The sequence below is a fragment of the Methylobacterium oxalidis genome (assembly GCF_007992195.1).
Lineage (GTDB): Bacteria > Pseudomonadota > Alphaproteobacteria > Rhizobiales > Beijerinckiaceae > Methylobacterium > Methylobacterium oxalidis.
The window spans coordinates 57,714-75,416 of sequence record NZ_BJZU01000021.1; the positions used below are offsets into that span (position 1 = coordinate 57,714).

The 17,703-nt window shown below is 72.5% G+C and carries 8 protein-coding genes (1 of these 8 cut by a window edge); 1 reads left to right on the top strand and 7 read right to left on the bottom strand.

The genetic code is table 11. The features are described from left to right. On the top strand, positions 1–10,879 hold the 3' end of the coding sequence (locus tag MOX02_RS07125; RefSeq protein ID WP_210250372.1) for an LEPR-XLL domain-containing protein. It extends 31,658 nt beyond the left edge of the window; only the last 10,879 of its 42,537 coding nucleotides appear in the window; its start codon lies off the left edge, out of view; its stop codon occupies positions 10,877–10,879. 325 nt (positions 10,880–11,204) lie between these two features. Here MOX02_RS07125 and MOX02_RS07130 read toward each other — a convergent pair whose 3' ends face one another. The 7 genes from MOX02_RS07130 to MOX02_RS32645 all read right to left on the bottom strand — a co-directional run bounded on the left by MOX02_RS07130 (position 11,205) and on the right by MOX02_RS32645 (position 17,687). Beyond that, positions 11,205–14,363 carry an efflux RND transporter permease subunit gene (locus MOX02_RS07130; RefSeq protein WP_147025116.1) on the bottom strand — a complete coding sequence of 1,053 codons (3,159 nt, stop codon included), beginning with the start codon at positions 14,361–14,363 and terminating at the stop codon, positions 11,205–11,207. Continuing rightward, a complete protein-coding gene (locus MOX02_RS07135) occupies positions 14,360–15,826 on the bottom strand; it encodes an efflux RND transporter periplasmic adaptor subunit (RefSeq protein WP_147025117.1) in 1,467 nt (488 codons plus the stop codon). The genes MOX02_RS07130 and MOX02_RS07135 overlap by 4 nt, the downstream gene beginning before the upstream one ends. Then, positions 15,823–16,227, bottom strand: coding sequence for a FixH family protein (locus tag MOX02_RS07140; RefSeq protein ID WP_147025118.1), 405 nt, complete (start codon positions 16,225–16,227; stop codon positions 15,823–15,825). The genes MOX02_RS07135 and MOX02_RS07140 overlap by 4 nt, the downstream gene beginning before the upstream one ends. A 46-nt stretch (positions 16,228–16,273) precedes the next feature. Next, complete coding sequence (locus MOX02_RS07145; protein WP_147025119.1) at positions 16,274–16,720, bottom strand: hypothetical protein; 447 nt, start codon at positions 16,718–16,720, stop codon at positions 16,274–16,276. A 134-nt stretch (positions 16,721–16,854) separates the two neighbouring features. Continuing rightward, positions 16,855–17,085 (bottom strand): hypothetical protein, encoded by a 231-nt coding sequence (locus MOX02_RS07150; RefSeq protein ID WP_147025120.1) that lies wholly within the window; start codon positions 17,083–17,085, stop codon positions 16,855–16,857. A gap of 150 nt (positions 17,086–17,235) precedes the next feature. Next, positions 17,236–17,544: a putative sulfate/molybdate transporter gene (locus MOX02_RS31055; protein ID WP_170267710.1), complete on the bottom strand. Its 309-nt coding sequence runs from the start codon at positions 17,542–17,544 to the stop codon at positions 17,236–17,238. Positions 17,545–17,555: 11 nt separating this feature from the next. Continuing rightward, positions 17,556–17,687, bottom strand: coding sequence for a hypothetical protein (locus tag MOX02_RS32645; protein WP_280525310.1), 132 nt, complete (start codon positions 17,685–17,687; stop codon positions 17,556–17,558). Positions 17,688–17,703 lie beyond the last annotated feature (16 nt).

Here is a 17,703-nt window from a genome sequence, read left to right on the forward strand (position 1 = left end):
GCCGGGCGAGCTCAGCCCGGTCGTCAAGCGCGAGATCGTCGACGACGGCCTGCCCGACTTCGACAAGGTCACGCTCTACAACGACACCACGCTCGTCGGCGTCTCCGGCACCGTGAGCGCCGACCACATCGACGGGTTCGGGATGTCGCTGAACGACATCAACGTCGCGACGAGCGGCACCAACCCGGCCCGCGCCTTCGAGGGCGGCATCACCTATCGCGGCATGCGCTCGGTCGAGGTTCTCCTCGGCGAGGGCGCGGACACCGTCACGGTGACGGGCACGGCCACGGACACGATCACGGCGATCCACGGCGGCGGCGGGGCGGATACCATCACGGTGACCGGCTCCCAGGGCACGCTGGCCCTGTTCGGCGACACCACCGCCGACCGCAGCCGCTACGATTCGAGCCCGGCGAACCCGACCGGCCGCGCCTTCGGCTTCCTCGACGAGGGCCAGACGGGGCGGGACGGCAGGCCCGTCAGCCTCAACGACCGCATCGACGCCTCGGGCGCGACCGGGCTCGTCATCATCGACGGCGGCGCCGGCAACGACACGCTGATCGGGGGCAAGGGCCGCAACATCATCGCGGGCGGCACAGGCAACGACGCGATCACGGGCGGTCCCGCGGCCGACATCATCGTCGGCGACGGAAGCTTCAACCTCGACGACGTGACGCGCATCGTCACGATCGCCGACCCCAACATCGGCGAGGCCCGCGCGGCCGGCACCGACACGATCGACGCCAAGGCCGGCGCGAACATCATCCTGGGCGACCACGGCCAGATCTATCAGGACGGCTCGGCCACCGCACAGATCCGGCTGGAGGGCAACCACATCGTCAGCCGCGTCGTCTCGACCCACACGGGCGTCGGCGGCGACGACGTGATCTCGGCCACCGACGGCGACAACATCATCGTCGGCGGCTTCGGGGGCGACCGTATCACGGCGGGCGCGGGCAACCACGTCATCCTCGGCGACAACGGCGAGGCGCTGTTCACGGGCGGCGTCCTGACGAGCCTGAAGAGCATCGCCGGCGCCACCGGCGGCGACGATTCCATCACGGCCGCGGACGGCAGCACCACCGTCATCGGCGGCGCCGGCAAGGACGTCATCGGCGTCGGCGCGGGCACGCAGGTGATCCTCGGGGATACCGGCGAGGCGACCTTCGTCACGGGCACGCGCGTCATCGGCGGCGTCACCGTCGCGGTGCCGGTCCTCACCGCCATCAAGACGGCGGACGGCGAGGCGGCGATCGGCGGCGACGATTCCATCACGGCCGCGGACGGCAACGTCACGGTGATAGGGGGCGCGGGCGCCGACACGATCAAGCTCGGGAAGGGCACCCAGGTGGTGCTCGGCGACTCGGGCTCGGCCACCTTCGCGAACGGCGCGATCGCCACCGTCACCTCGGTGGCGACAGATACCGGCGGCGACGACGTCATCGAGGCCAAGGACGGCGACACCACCATCATCGGCGGCTTCGGGGCCGACCAAGTCACGGTGGGCGCGGGCAACCACGTCATCCTCGGCGACAACGGCAAGGCCGTCTTCGCGGCGGGCCGTCTCGCCACCATCGAGAGCATCGATCCCGCCATCGGCGGCAACGACACGATCACGGCCGCGGACGGCAACGTGACCGCCATCGGCGGCGCGGGCGCCGACACGATCACGCTCGGCAAGGGCACCCAGGTGGTGCTCGGCGACAGCGGCAGCGCCGCGTTCACGAACGGCCTGATCGACAGCATCGTCTCGGTGGCGACCGGCATCGGCGGCAACGACGTCATCGAGGCCAAGGACGGCGACACCACCATCATCGGCGGCGCGGGTGCCGACCAGGTGACGGTGGGCGCGGGCAAACACGTCATCCTCGGCGACAGCGGGCAGGCGCTCTTCGCTTCGGGCGTGCTCACGAGCATCGAGACCATCGACCCCGGCATCGGCGGGTCCGACGCGATCACCGCCGCGGACGGCAACGTCACCGCCATCGGCGGCGCGGGCGGCGACACGATCACGCTCGGCAAGGGCACCCAGGTGGTGCTCGGCGACAGCGGCAAGGCCGAGTTCACGGCCGGCGTGATCGCGAGCATCACCTCGGTCGCCACCGACATCGGCGGCAACGACACGATCACGGCCAAGGACGGCGACGTCACCATCCTGGGCGGCGCCGGCTCCGACAGCATCGTCGTGGGCGCGGGCAACCACGTCATCCTCGGTGATTCCGGCAAAGCGACCTTCCGCGGCGGGCGCACCCAGCGGATCGAGTCGATCACCCCGGAGATCGGCGGCGACGACGTCATCGAGGGCAAGGACGGCGACGACACCATCATCGGCGGCGCGGGCGCCGACCAGATCACCACGGGCGCCGGCAACCACGTCATCCTCGGCGACAGCGGCGAGGCCGACTTCACCGTCACCGTGGCGGGCGCCACCACGACGAGCCTGCTCGCGCGCATCGCCACCACCGCGCCGAGCATCGGCGGGGCGGACCGGATCAGCTTCGGCTCGGGCACCAACGTGGTGCTCGGCGGCGCGGCCGGCGACACCATCACCGGCGCGGACCAGGGCGCCGTGGTGCTCGGCGACAACGGCGCCGTCACGTTCGACGCGGGCGGCAAGATCCGTCGCGCCGTCTCCACCGACACCGCGATCGGCGGCGACGACACCATCACCATCGGCAACGGCGACAACGTCGTGCTCGGCGGCACCGGCTTCGACGCCATCACCATCGGCGACGGCAGCAACGTCGTGATGGGCGATTCCGGCCAGGCCGACTTCGAGGCCGGCATCGTCGTCGAGATCGCGAGCATCAGCCCGGAGATCGGCGACAGGGACACGATCGCGCTCGGTCGCGGCCGCAACGTCGTCGTCGGCGGCGCGGGCGGCGATCTGATCACCGCGGGCGACGGTGCGGACGTGGTGATCGGCGATGCCGGCCACGCCAAGCTGACCGCGGCGGGCCTGCCGATCCTCGTCGAGACCACCTACGACAACGTCGGGGGCGACGACACCATCACCCTCGGCAACGGCGACAGCGTCGTGCTCGGCGGCTCCGGCCTCGACACGATCAAGGCCGGCAACGGCCGCGGCGTGGTGCTCGGCGACAACGGCCGGGCCGATTTCGACGCCGCGGGCCGCGTGTCTCAGGCGGTGACCACCGCCCCGACCTCGGGCGGTCGCGACCTGATCACCCTCGGCGACGGCGGCAGCACCGTGATCGGCGGCGTCGGCGCGGACGAGATCCGCACCGGCTCCGGTGCGGACGTCGTCGTCGGCGACAACGGCAACGCCGTCTTCCTCAACGGCCTGCTGACCTTCATCGAGACGCTCGATTCGAGCCTCGGCTCCGCCGACGTGATCGACGCGGGCGAGGGCGCCAACGTGGTGCTCGGCGGCGTCGGCGGCGACGACGTCACGACGGGCTCCGGCGCGGACGTGATCGTGGGCGACGACGGCCAGGCGAGCTTCACGCTCGGCGTCCTCACCCGCATCACCACCAAGAACGAGGGCGTGGCGGGCGACGACGTGATCCGCGCCGGCGCCGGCGCCAACGTGGTGCTCGGCGGCTCGGGCAGCGACCGCATCACCACCGGCGCGGGCGCCGACGTGGTGTTCGGCGACAACGGCGCGATGGACTTCGTCGGCGGCATCCGGGCTGAGGCCCTGAGCGAGCGCGCCGGCGGCGGCGGTCGCGACACGATCGAGACCGGCGCGGGCGCGGACCTCGTTGTCGGCGGCCTCGGCGCCGACACGATCGACGCCGGCAAGACCGACACGGACGACGACGTGGTGTTCGGCGACGACGCCCACATCGTCTTCGACGCGCTCGGCCGCGTCACCCTGGCCGGGACGGTCGACCCGACCCTCGGCGGCGACGACCAGATCGAGGTCGGCGGCGGCGCCAACATCGTTCTCGGCGGCGCGGGCTCCGACCGCATCGTCTCGGGCGCGGGCGCCGACGTGGTGTTCGGCGACAACGGCAGCGTGACCTTCGCGGGCGGAATCCGCCTGGAGGCGATCAGCGACCGCAACGGCGGCGCGGGCGACACGATCGAGACCGGTGCGGGCGCCGACCTCGTGATCGGCGGCCTCGGCGCCGACACGATCGATGCGGGCAAGGCGGACGCGCACGCCGACATCGTGTTCGGCGACGACGGCCACGTCACCTTCGACGCGCTGGGCCGCGTGAAGCGGGCCGAGAGCCTCGATCCGGGCTTCGGCGGCGACGACGTCATCGAGGTCGGCGGCGGCGACAACGTCGTCATCGCGGGCACCGGCGCGGACAGCGTCACGGCCCTCGGCGGCAGCGACGTCGTGATCGGTGATGCCGGCTACGCGGTCTTCTCCGCGGGCGTGCGCGTCGAGTTCGCCTCGACCGACACGGCCGACGGCGGCAACGACACGGTCGACGCGGGCGACGGTGACAACCTCGTCATCGGCGGCTCGGGCAGCGACACCCTCACCACCGGCGCGGGCGCCGACGTGGTGCTCGGCGACAACGGCATCGCTCTGTTCGAGCTCGGCGTGCGGGCCCGGGTCACCAGCGACCGCAACGGCGGCGCGCGGGACCGCATCGCCTCGGGCGCGGGTGCCGACGTGGTGCTCGGCGGCCTCGGCTCCGACACGATCGACGCGGGCAAGGCGGACACGGACGCGGACGTGGTGTTCGGCGACGACGGCCAGGTCACGTTCGACGCCCAAGGGCGTGTCAAGCGGGCCGAGGGCCTCGACCCGGGCTTCGGCGGAGACGACGTGATCGAGGTCGGCGGCGGCGACAACCTCGTCATCGCGGGCACCGGTGCCGACAGCGTCACGGCTCTCGGCGGCAGCGACGTGATCCTGGGCGATGACGGCTACGCCGTGTTCGAGGCCGGGGTGCGCGTGAGCTTCGCCTCGACCGATCCGACCGACGGCGGCAACGACACGGTCGACGCGGGCGACGGCGACAACATCGTCATCGGCGGCTTCGGCGCGGACACGCTGACCTTGGGCTCCGGCGCGGACATCGTGCTCGGCGACAACGGCTTCATCGCCTTCGAGGCCGGCCTCGTCCATGAGGTCTACACGACCGACGTGCGCATCGGCTCGGGCGACGTGATCAAGGCCGGGGACGGGGCCAACATCGTGCTCGGCGGCGCAGGCCGCGACGCGATCACGACCGGCTCCGGCGCGGACGTGATCCTCGGCGACCACGGCGAGGCGAGCTTCACGGGCGGGCGCCTCACGCGCATCGCCTCCCTCGACCCGACCCGCGGCGACGACGACACGATCCTGGCGGGCGACGGCGACAACACCATCCTGGGCGGCACCGGCCGGGACGAGATCCGCGCGGGCTCGGGCGCCGACGTGGCGCTCGGCGACAGCGGCCTCGCCACCTTTCGCACGGACGGCAAGCGCATCCTCGTCCGCTCGACGGACGTGGAGACGGGCGACGCCGACACGATCGACCTCGGCGACGGCGACAACGTCGCGATCGCCGGCGCGGACGACGACCAGGTCACCACCGGCTCCGGCGCGGACGTGATCCTCGGCGATCACGGTCGGGTCTCCTACGACGCCGCAACCCTCATCGCGCAGGTTCTCTCGACGGACACGTCGGTGGGCGGCAACGACACGATCCGGGCCGGCGACGGCACCGACGTGGTGGTCGCCGGCTTCGGCGCCGACAGCGTCACCGCGGGCGACGGCGCCAAGCTCGTGCTGGGCGACAGCGGCCAGATCGACTTCGCGGCCGGCGTGATCGCGCTCGCCCAGACCCTCGACCCGCGCGTCGGCGACGCCGACGTGATCAAGCTCGGCAGCGGCCGCAGGCTGGTGCTGGGCGGGGCCGGCTCCGACACGGTCGAGGGCGGCCGCGGCGACAGCGTCGTGCTCGGCGATGCCGGCCTCGTGCGCTTCGCGAACGGCAACCCGGTCCATGCCGAGACCAGCGACGTCGAGGTGGCGGGCAACGACACGGTCACGCTCGGCGACGGCAACGGCGTCGTCCTGGGCGGCTCGGGCGCCGACACGATCACGCTCGGCCACGGCCGCTCGGTGGTGCTGGGCGACAACGGAACGGTCGACCTCGACGGGCAGGTGCGCCCCACCGAGATCACCGCGACGGCCCCGGATGTCGGCGGCCGCGACGTGATCGTGGTGGGCGACGGCGGCAGCGTGGTGCTGGGCGGATTCGGCGCGGACGCGATCACGACGGGCGCGGGCTCGGACATCGTTCTCGGCGACAACGGCGCGGTGACGCTCTCGGCGCTGGTTCCGGTCTACGTGCGCACGACCTCGCCGGCGATCGGCGGCGCGGACGAGATCCGGGCGGGCGCGGGCGACAACGTGGTGCTCGGCGGCGCGGACGCCGACCGGATCGTCACGGGCTCGGGCCGCGACGCGGTGCTCGGCGACAGCGGCGAGCTGCGCTTCGACGCGCAGGGGCGCTACAGCCGGGTCAACACGACCGACTCGGCCGTCGGCGGCGACGACGTGATCGAGGCCGGCGACGGGGACAACCTCGTCTTCGGCGGAGCCGGCTCCGACACGATCACCACCGGCTCGGGCGCGGACCGCATCCTCGGCGACAGCGGCGAGGCCACCTTCGCGGACGGGCGTCTCGTCGTCCTGCGCAGCCTCGACGCGGCCATCGGCGGCAAGGACACGATCCGAGCGGGCGACGGGGACAACGTCGTTCTCGGCGGCGCGGACGCCGACACGGTCACGCTCGGCGCCGGTCGCGACGTGGTCCTCGGCGACAGCGGCCTCGTCCGCTACGACGCGCAAGGCCGCCTCGCACAGGTGCTCTCCACCGACACCGCGATCGGCGGCGACGACGTGATCGACGCCGGCCAGGGCGACAACCTCGTCCTCGGCGGCGCGGGGTCGGACACCGTCTCGACGGGCGCCGGCACCGACCTCGTCCTCGGCGACAGCGGCGAGATCCTGTTCGTCGGCGGCGTGATCGCCTCGGCGGTCACCCTCGACGCGACCTCCGGCGCGGGCGACGTCATCTCCGCGGGCGACGGCGACAACCTCGTCATGGGCGGCCTCGGCGGCGACCGGATCACGACCGGCGCCGGCGCCGACGCGATCCTCGGCGACCACGGCCGCGCGCTCTTCACGGGCGGCGTGCTCGTCGTCCTCGAGACGATCGACGCGGGCGCGGGCGGCGACGACGTCATCATGGCCGGCGACGGCGACAACCTCGCCTTCGGCGGCGTCGGCGCGGACCGCATCGTCGCGGGCGCGGGCGCCGACATGATCCTCGGCGACAACGGCCGCGCGGACCTCGACCCGGCGGGCAACCGCTCCGTCCTGCGCCGCGCGCGCACCACCGACCTGCTCCTCGGCGGCGCCGACACGATCGACGCGGGCGGCGGCAACGACTACGCGGCCGGCGGCACCGGCGCCGACGTCGTCCTCGGCGGCGGCGGCCACGACGTCCTGTTCGGCGACCACATGCTGTACGACCGCGCCCTGCCGGTGAACCAGCGCGCCGTCTCGATCTTCACCGCGGCCGCGGACGGCGGCGGGGACGACCGGATCGAGGGCGGCGACGGCGACGACTTCCTGTACGGCCAGCAGGGCAGCGACACCCTGCTCGGCGAGGGCGGCGACGACGACCTGACGGGCGGCCACAACGTGGTCGGCGGGGCGGACGGGGACGACACCATCCTCGGCGGCACTGGTGCGGACGTCGTCCTCGGCGACAACGGCGTCATCACCCGCACCGTGCTGGTCGACGACGTGAAGGCGGTCACCTGGCAGCGCAACCCCGGCACCTTCGCCGACACGGTGCTGCGCGACGTGCTGCGCTTCGACCTGATCGACTTCGTGGCCGGCAACGACACGATCGACGGCGGAGCGGGCGACGACCGCCTGTTCGGCCAGACCGGCGACGACCGCATCCTCGGCGGCGACGGCTCCGACGAGATCGTGGGCGGCCTCGGCCGCGACACGATCGACGGCGGCGCCGGTCTCGACATCCTCCTCGGCGACGAGGGCCGGATCGTGCGCGCCTACGCCAAGGACGGGTCGGCGATCCTCAACACCGACGGCACCTGGCACCGCGACGTGGTGCTGGAGGAGATCGGCACGGTGACGGCCAACATCGCCACCGACGCGCGCCACCGCACCGAGGTGGCCGGCCTCTCCGACATCCTCACGGCCGCCGACCTTCTTCTCGCGGTCGCGGGCCAGGACGCCTCCGGCGCCCGGGTGCTGCACGGGGACAACGGGGCCTGGAACACGGGCGTGCTCGCGGTCTCCCTGGCGGCCGCGGACGACGACGTGATCGACGGCGGCGACGGGAACGACCTGCTGTTCGGACAGCGCGGCGACGACACTCTGCGGGGCGGTGCGGGCGACGACGTGATCTACGGAGACCGCGCCTCGAACCTCGCGGAGACCGTCTCCGACCAGCCGGCGATCGTGAACGCCGTGCGGCTGATCGGCGCCGCCGCGGGCACAGACCTCGTGCTGCCCCTCGGCGGCGAGGTCGTCGTACCGGCCGCCAACCTCGTGCCCTCGGTCCTCGCGGCGGGCTCGCCCCGCATCGAGGTCTACCCGGCGCTCGCCGGCGCCGCGGCCGACATCGCCGGCTCGGGCCCGATCCGGCGCACGGACGGCCACGGCTTCACGGTCTACGCCTCGATCGTGCCGAGCCTCCTCAACACGCGCGGCGTGCTGGCGGGCAGCGACACGATCGACGGCGGCGCCGGCAACGACACGATCTACGGCGACAGCGGCGAGACCTACGCCCTCGACGTGACCGCCTACGCTACCCTCAACGGCCGCATCGACGCGGTCTCGGGCGCGATGCAGGACCTCCTCAACGTGTTCGAGGGCCTGAGCCGCGGCGCCGACCTGATGAACGCCGGCCTCGGACGGCGCTCGCCGGCCGAGATCGCCTTCGGCAACGACACCATCACGGGCGGCGGCGGCGACGACCTCATCGTCGGCGATGCCGGGCGCGTGATCGTCCGGGGTGCCGGGCCCCTGCGGGACCTCTCGGCGGCGTCGGCGACGGCCCTCAACGGCTTCCTCGACGACATGCAGACCGTGCTCGGCGACCTCGCCATGACCGGCCGGCTCGCGCAGGCGCAGGTCGCGGCGACTCTCGAGGCGATGACCGGCCAGCCGGCCTGGAGCCTCGCGGGCAACCTGCCGGAGCGCTTCCGGGTGAGCCACCACGTCTCGGTCGGCAACGACGTCATCGACGGCGGCGAGGGCGGCGACGTGATCCTCGGCGACAGCCTCGTCCTGGTGCAGTCGGGCGCGGGCCGCACGCTCGCGAGCTTCGACCCCGCGACGGCCGGCACCGCCTACGCCGTCGAGGCCGAGCTCAGCCGCCAGTGGATGGAGCAGAACGCGCGGCGGGCCGACCACGCGGCGCGCGACCACGGCACGGACCCGCTCACCGCGGCCCTTGCTGCGATCGTGGCCTCGCAGGCGCCGTCCTACAGCCTCGACCGGGGCAACGACCGGATCACCGGCGGCGGCGGAAACGACACGCTCGTCGGCGACACCGCCGTCATCCAGGTGCCGCCCACCGGCGCCGCGACGCCGGCCTCGCTCGCCACGGACCGCGCCCAGGCCATCGCCCGGACGCTCGGCGGAGCCGCGGGCTGGGATTACGGCGCCTACGGCTGGGGCTGGAACGGCTCCGGCTGGGGCCTCGGCGCCTACGGCTGGGGTGCGGGCGCCTACGGCTGGGCCGGCTACGGCTACGGCTGGGGCACCGGCACCTACGGCTGGGGCCTCGATGCCTGGGCCGGGGCCGGCTGGGCCTACGGCGCGGGCTGGGGCTTCGGCGGCTGGGGCCTCGGCGAGTGGGGCTTCGGCTTCGGCACGGCGACGGTCGGCCGCGACGTCATCGCGGGCGGCGAGGGCGACAACCGCATCTTCGCCTCGCACGCCACGCTGGTGCCGGCCCTCGACGCGGCCGGGCGGACGGTCGGCCCGCACGCGCTGACGGCGCTCCTGCCCGGCGATATCGGGCTGGCGCAGGGCGTGTTCAGCCCCGGCCAGTACGCGGCCAGCATCGGCACGCTCACCACGGCGGGCGCGCCGGACTACATCCTCAACTTCGGTTACGGCATGCCGTTCGCCGGGCGCTGGGGCGGACCCGCGCTCCTCGCCTACGGGGCGAACTACCTCGCCGCGATGGAGATCGGCCTGTCCTGGAACGGCTTCGGCTATCCCTGGACGGAGGGCTTCGCCTACGGCGCCCCGGCGGCCTACGGCTGGAACGCCGGCTGGATGAACGGGGCCTACGTCTACCCGTCCTGGCCGGTCTCGCCGGGCGTCGGCGCGGCCTGGGGCTGGCCCGCGTGGGGCGTGAATGGCTGGGGCGTGAATGGCTGGGGCGCGAACGGCTGGGGCACCTACGGCTGGGGAGCGTCCGGCTGGGGCTCGCCCGCGGCGCTCGGCTGGTCGCAGGCCCTGGCGGCACGCACCGGCTGGGCGGGCACCTGGGGCGCGCCGGGCTGGGCGGGCCTGCCGAATTCCGGCGGGGACGAGGTTTCCGGCGGCGGCTACACCTGGACCGGGATCCACAAGCGGACCCAGTACTGGACCTTCGACGCCGGGGTGACCCTGCCCGCGCTCGGCGCGGCCACGGCCGACACGCTGGCGGCGCAGGCCGGCGCGGGCCGCGCCTCGATGATCCAGGCGGTCGCGCACCGGCCCGTGGTCGCCGACGAGGTCATCCGCTCGATCAAGGGCGGCGACATCGTCCTGCGGGTGAAGCCGGACCAGGCCGCGGCAGTGCAGCCCCGCTACAGGACGTGGCTGTTCGACGAGGCGAAGGGCAGCTTCGTGCCCCAGACGGCGGAGGAGGACGACATCCTCTTCCTCGCGGGCCGCTCGCCCGACCCGACGAGCCGCGCGCGCTGAGGCAGGAGGGCGGGCGGCCGACGCCCGCCCTCGGTCCCGGAGGCGAGCTGCCCCGCCCGACGCGGCTCAGGCGCAACCTGCCCCTCGGCCCGAAGCTCCGCCCATGCCGCGCGACGCGCGGACGGGATCGCGTGCCCGCGGATCGGGGCAGCTCCACGCCAACCCTGCACTAACTTTCAGACCGGATCACCGCGTGGGGGCCGATCACTCGGGCAGCGTCGCGGCCCAAGCCTGCCGCCCGGCGGCCGTTCCCGCTGCCAGACCCGCCAGCACCGACCGCCGGGTGAGCGTCATCTCGACCTTCATCGTTCGCTCCTTCGGTTCCTCATTCGGCGGCCAGAGGGAGCCGAACGGGCTCCCCGGCCTCGCCCGTTCGCGGCAACCCGCGCCCCTTCACCAGGGCATAGACCGCCGGGATCACGACCAGGGTCAGCACCGTCGAGGAGATCATGCCGCCGATCATGGGCACCGCAATCCGCTGCATCACCTCGGAACCCGCGCCCGTGCTCCAGAGGATGGGGACGAGCCCTGCCATGATGGCGACGACCGTCATCATCTTCGGGCGGACCCGCTCGACCGCGCCGACCATGATGGCCCGCCGCAGGTCCCCGCGCGTGAGCGGGCGACCCTCTTGTTCGCAGCCGGCTTGGACCTCGTCGAGCGCGCGGTCGAGGTAGACCAGCATGATCACGCCGGTCTCAGCGGCGACGCCGGCGAGCGCGATGAAACCGACCGCCACCGCGACCGACATGTTGAAGCCCACCCACCAGAGCAGCCAGACCCCGCCGACAAGCGCGAAGGGCAGCGACAGCATGACGATGAGCGTCTCGGTCAGGCGCCGGAAGTTCAGGTAGAGGAGCAGGAACACGATCAGCAGCGTCAGGGGCACCACGACCGCGAGGCGCGCCTCGGCCCGCTCCAGGTATTCGTACTGCCCGCTCCACTGCAGGGTCGTGCCCCGGGGCAGTCTGACCTCGTCGGAGACCGCCTTGCGCACCTCGGCCACGTAGCCGCCGAGGTCGCGGCCCACAATGTCGATGAACACGTAGACCGCGAGCTGACCGTTCTCGGTGCGGATCGAGGTGGGCCCCCGTACCAGCTCGACCTTGGCGACCTCGCGCAACGGCACCGTTCCCCCGGCCGGGAGCGGCACCTGCACCTCGTCGGCAATGGCCCTCGGGTCCGAGCGGAAGGCTCGCGGGTAGCGTACGTTCACGGTGTAGCGCTCGCGGCCCTCGACGGTGTTCGTCACCGCTTGGCCTCCGAGGGCGGTCGCGACCACGTCCTGCACGTCCCCGACCGACAGGCCGTAGCGCCCGAGCACCTCGCGGTCCGGCGTGATGTCGAGGAAGTAGCCGCCGATGACCCGCTCGGCGTAGGCGCTCGACGTGCCCGGCACGTTGCGGGCGACCGTCTCGACCTGGCGGGCGACCCCTTCCATGACCGTCAGGTCGGCACCCAGCACCTTCACGCCCACCGGCGTACGGATGCCGGTCGAGAGCATGTCGATGCGGGCGCGGATCGGCTGCGTCCAGGCATTCGACACGCCGGGGAACTGCAGCGCCGCGTCCATCTCGGCCTTGAGGGTGGCGAGGGTCACCCCAGGACGCCACTCCGACTTCGGCTTCAGGGCGATGACCGTCTCGAACATCTCCATCGGCGCGGGGTCGGTCGCGGTGTTGGCGCGTCCAGCCTTGCCGTAGACCGATGCGACCTCGGGGAACGACTTGACGATGCGGTCCTGGGTCGCGAGGAGTTCGCCGGCCTTGGTCACCGAGATCCCCGGCAGGGTCGTCGGCATGTAGAGCAGGGTGCCCTCGTCGAGCTCCGGCATGAACTCGGAGCCGAGCTGCCGGGCGGGCCACACGGTCGCGATCAGGACGCCCACGGCGACCAGGACGGTGAGCAGCCGGGCCTGCAGCACGCCGGCGATGAGCGGCCGGTACAGCCAGACGAGGAGGCGGTTCAGCGGGTTGCGGTGCTCGGGCACGATCCGCCCGCGCACGAACAGCACCATGAGCGCCGGCACTAAGGTGACCGACAGGAGCGCCGCCGCCGCCATCGCGAAGGTCTTGGTGTAGGCGAGCGGCCCGAACAGCCGCCCCTCCTGGCTCTCAAGGGTGAAGATCGGCAGGAAGCTGACCGTGATGACAAGGAGCGAGAAGAACAGGGAGGGGCCGACCTCGGACGCGGCCTCGACCAGGATCTCGACCCGGGGCTTGCCCGGGGGCGCTCGCTCCAGGTGCTTGTGGGCGTTCTCGATCATCACGATGGCGGCGTCGACCATGGCGCCGACCGCGATGGCGATGCCGCCCAGGCTCATGATGTTGGCGCCGATTCCGAGCGCCCTCATGCCGGCGAAGGCCGTCAGGATGCCGACCGGCAGCATCAGGATGGCCACCAGCGCACTGCGGACGTGCAGCAGGAACACGATGCAGACGAGCGAGACGACGACGCTCTCCTCGACCAGCGTGTGCCTCAAGGTGTAGATGGCCGCGTCGATCAGCTGCGAGCGGTCGTAGACCGGCAGGATCTCGGTGCCCTGGGGCAGGGTCTTGGCCACCTCGGCGAGCTTCGCCTTCACCCCTTCGATGACGTTCAGGGCGTTCGCGCCGAAGCGCTGCAGGACGATGCCGCCGGCGACCTCGCCCTCGCCGTTCATCTCGGTGATGCCGCGCCGCTCGTCCGGCCCGAGCTCGACCCGGGCGACGTCCCTGACCCGCAGCGGCGTTCCGCCCGAGGTCTTCAGGACGATGTTCTCGATGTCGGCGACGCTCCGGATATAGCCGCGGCCGCGCACCATGAACTCGAATTCGGAGAGCTCGACCGTGCGGCCGCCGACGTCGGCGTTGCTCGACCGGATGGCGTCCCGGAGCTTGTTGAGGCCGATGCCCTGGGCGCGCAGGCGGTTCGGGTCGACGACCACGTTGTACTGCTTGACGAAGCCGCCGACGCCCGCGACCTCGGCCACGCCCTCGGCCCGCGAGGCGCCGAAGCGGATCACCCAGTCCTGCAGCGACCGGAGCTCGGCCAGCGTCCGCTCCTTCGCGACGACGACGTACTGGTAGACCCAGCCCACCCCCGTGGCGTCGGGCCCCAGCGTCGGCGTCGCGCCCGTCGGCAGGCGGCTCGCCGCGCCGCTGAGGTACTCCAGCACGCGCGAGCGGCCCCAATACGGGTCGGTGCCGTCCTCGAAGATCACGTAGACGAAGCTGACGCCGAAGAACGAAAAGCCGCGCACCACCTTCGCCTTGGGCACCGTCAGCATGGCGGTGGTCAGCGGGTAGGTGACTTGGTCTTCGACCACCTGCGGCGCCTGACCCGGATACTCGGTGTAGACGATGGCCTGTACGTCAGAGAGGTCGGGGATGGCGTCGAGCGGCAGGGTCCTGAGCGCTAGGATGCCGGTGGCGACCGCGAACACGGTGCCGATCAGCACCAGGACGAGGTTGCGGGCCGACCAGCCGATGAGGCGAGCGATCACGGCGTGCCTCCCGCGCTCGCCGCCTGCCGGTCGTCCTTCGGGGCGCTCATGGACTGCAGCGCCGCCTTCAGGTTGCTCTCGGCGTCGATCAGGAAGTTCGCCGCCGTGACCACCCGGTCGCCGGCAGAGACGCCGTCGTGGACTTCGACGTAGCCACGGCCGCGCAGGCCGAGCTTCACCGCCTTCGGCTCGAAGCGTCCCTCACCGCGGTCGATCAGCACGACTTGGCGCTCCCCGGTGTCGATGACGGCGTCGTCGGGCACTGCCACAACCGGCTTGTCCGCGCCCGTGGCGATCTCGACGTCGGCGTACATCGACGGGCGCAGCGCGCCGTCCGGATTGGGAAGCTCGATGCGCAGCCGCGCGGTTCGGGTCTCCATGTTGAGGTGCGGGTAGATCCGCGTCACGGTCCCGGCGAAGGTTCGGTCGGGGAAGGCCCGGACCCGGACTGTCGCCTTCTGCCCCTCCGCCACCCCGGCGAGGTCACGCTCGGTCACGTCTGCCAGGACCCAGACGCGGGTATGGTCGACGATGCGGAACAGGACATCGCCGGACTTGGCCTTCATCCCGTCCGAGACGTTGCGCTCGACCACGACGCCGTCCCGCGGTGAGGACCAGACGATAGAGGGCGGCACCTTCCGGGTGCGTTCGATCTCGTCGATGACCTCTGGAGGGATGGCGAGGTTCTCCAATCGCCGGCGGCCGCCCTCGTAGCCGATGGAGGTCAGGTACTGGGCCGCGACCGCGTTGATCTCGGGCGCGAACAGGCGCAGCAGCGGCTGGCCCTTGTGGACGTGGTCGCCCGTGGTGACCGGCTCGACCTTCTCGATGTAGGCATCCGTGCGCATGGCGATGACGGAGATGCGGCGCTCGTCCTCCTCGACGCTGCCGGGCGCCCGCACCGGGACCGACAGGACCCGGCGCTCCACGGTCTCGGTCCGCACGCCAGTGCGCTGGACCTTGCCCGGCGACACCTTCACGACGCCGGCCTCGTCCTCGCCCGCGTAGACGGGGATGTAGTCCATCCCCATCGAGTCCTTCCTGGGCACCGGCGAGGTGTCGGCCAAGCCCATTGGGTTGCGGTAGTACAGCACCCGGCGGTCCCCGAACGCCGCGGCGGGCGCATCCATCGGCACGCCGCCGGCCACTGCATCGGTCGCCTCGTCCCCGTCGAAGCGCACGTCCTCGCTGGCGTGGACGGCCCGGAATTCGCGACCGTTCTCGGTCACCATCGGAGTCGCCGAGTAGACGGGTTTCCCGTCCGGGTCCCGATAGTAGACCACCGGGCCGGAGGCGGGCCTGGAAGGGGCCGGTGGCGGCGCTTCGGGTAGCAGGCGGGCGACCCCGAGCCGGGCCCGCTCGACGAGCGCCGGAACGGGACCGCCCTGCTGTCCCGCCCAATAGCCGAGGCCCCCCGCCGCGAGCGCGGCGAGGGTCCCGGCGAACCATGCCGGGCGGGTCATTTCGCGGCCTGAAGGACCAGCTTGTCCTCGACCGTGCCCGTCTCGCCCTGGACCTTCGCGGCCAGCGACAGGCGCCAGCGCCCCTGCATCGAGAGCTTGGCCTTGAAGCGGTAGACGCCGGGCTCGGTCGAGGGGACCTGCTCGACCTTGGTGGCCATCTCCTCCATGGCGTCGGGGGCCATGTCGAGGCGCTTGGCGAAGACGACGGCGTCTGGCACCGGCTTGCCGCTGCGCTTGTCGACGAGCCGGACGGCGATGACGGCCTCGCCGACCTTCGCCTCCTCCTGCACGAGCTCGAAGCGGTAGTCCTTGATGTCGGCAAGCGCCGGCAGTGCCGGGGCCGACAGGGCGGCGCCGAGCAGCGCGGCCGGCACGGCGCGCGCGAAGGGGTTCTTGGTCACGGATGTTGTCTCCTGAACGCGATGGTTGGCCACGCGCGGGCGCGCGTCACCGTGCCGGCGCGAGCGCCGGCGACATCCGGTTCAGGCTCGGGGGGGGCTCGGGCAGCGGGGGCCCGTGCAGGCTGGCAAAGGATGCTGCGGAGGGCCAAGCCCTGTTTGTCCGCGTCGCGTCGGGCGCCGGGACCGGCACCGCGACCGGTAGGAGCGAGGCGACGCTGGCGAGGCAGAGCGCCATCAAGGGGCAGCCCGCCTTGACGCAGTCCGGCTTCGCCGCCCTTTCGGGCGGGCAGCAGGGCATGTCGTCCATGTCCATCCCGGCCATGTCCAACCCGGCGTGGTTCATGGCGGGCATCGCATCGTGCGAGCCGTGGGCCTGCGCCGTCATGGAGGCGTGCATGCCCGCGGCGGCCGCGGAAGCGGTCACCGGCGTCAGGGCGAGGCTGAGAACCGCAAGGAGCGGGAGCAGCCGCCGGAGGGCGAGCCAGGGCGTCATGAATCGACGATGCCAGTTTTCCGGGTCGTGCGGAAGGTCGATGGACGTCAGGCTGCACCCTCCCACGGTGGGAAGGTCAAGGGCAGCGGCCGCCGGGACCGGATCGGAGGGCCCCGTACGGTCCGCCGCGGCCGTCAGTACCCGTGATGGTGATGATGGTGGCCGCGGTCGAAGTGGACGGGGCGATCGTAGCCGTGGTGGTGGTGCCGCTCGTAGCCGTGGCGGTGGCCGTAGCCATGGTGATGATGGTGGTCCCAGTGATGGTGATGCCCGTGTCGCGGGCCGCGTTCGTACCACTGCGCGGAAGCCGCGCCGGGGATCAGGACGAGGGCGGCGGCCATCAAACCGGCGATGCGAAGCTTCATGGAAGGACTCTCCAGGGTCGTGATGTACCCAGGTTGCGCCGATCGCGTTGAACCCGTTCTGAAGCCCGCGCGCAGCTTCCGTTCAGCGAACGCCGCCTCCCGCGACATCGTTCGGTCGCGTGCCCCACAAGGCTCATGCCAAGCCGAGGTTCACCAGCGCGAGGGCGACCAAGAGGCCGTAGGCCGCGTCCGCGCCGCCGTGAGTGAGCGCTGGAGGCCGGCGGAGACCGTTTTGGGGACGAGGCGGGCGAGCCGCTCGACGAGGCCGGTCACGCCGGCGAGGAGAAAGAAGGCACCGAGGACGAGACCCGCTGCCGCGATGGCGCCGGGCTCCATCGGCTCGATCAGCACCACCGCCGAGGCCGCCTTCATCGGCTGGACCGCGATGGGCAACCCGTAGAAGGCGCCTCCCAGGGCGTAGAAGAGCCCGAAGGTGACGAGGGTGCCGGCGGGAGCCATGCCGACCACCGTTATGCGCCGATGATGTGGGGCAGGAAGGTCCCGAGGTCGCCGAGCGCGCCCGACACCTCCTTCAGGCCCCAGCGGAAGCGCCGGCGTCGCACCGCCCCCGGTTCGGGCGCCTCCCTGACCTCGACGTTCATGCGCTCCCCTTCGCCT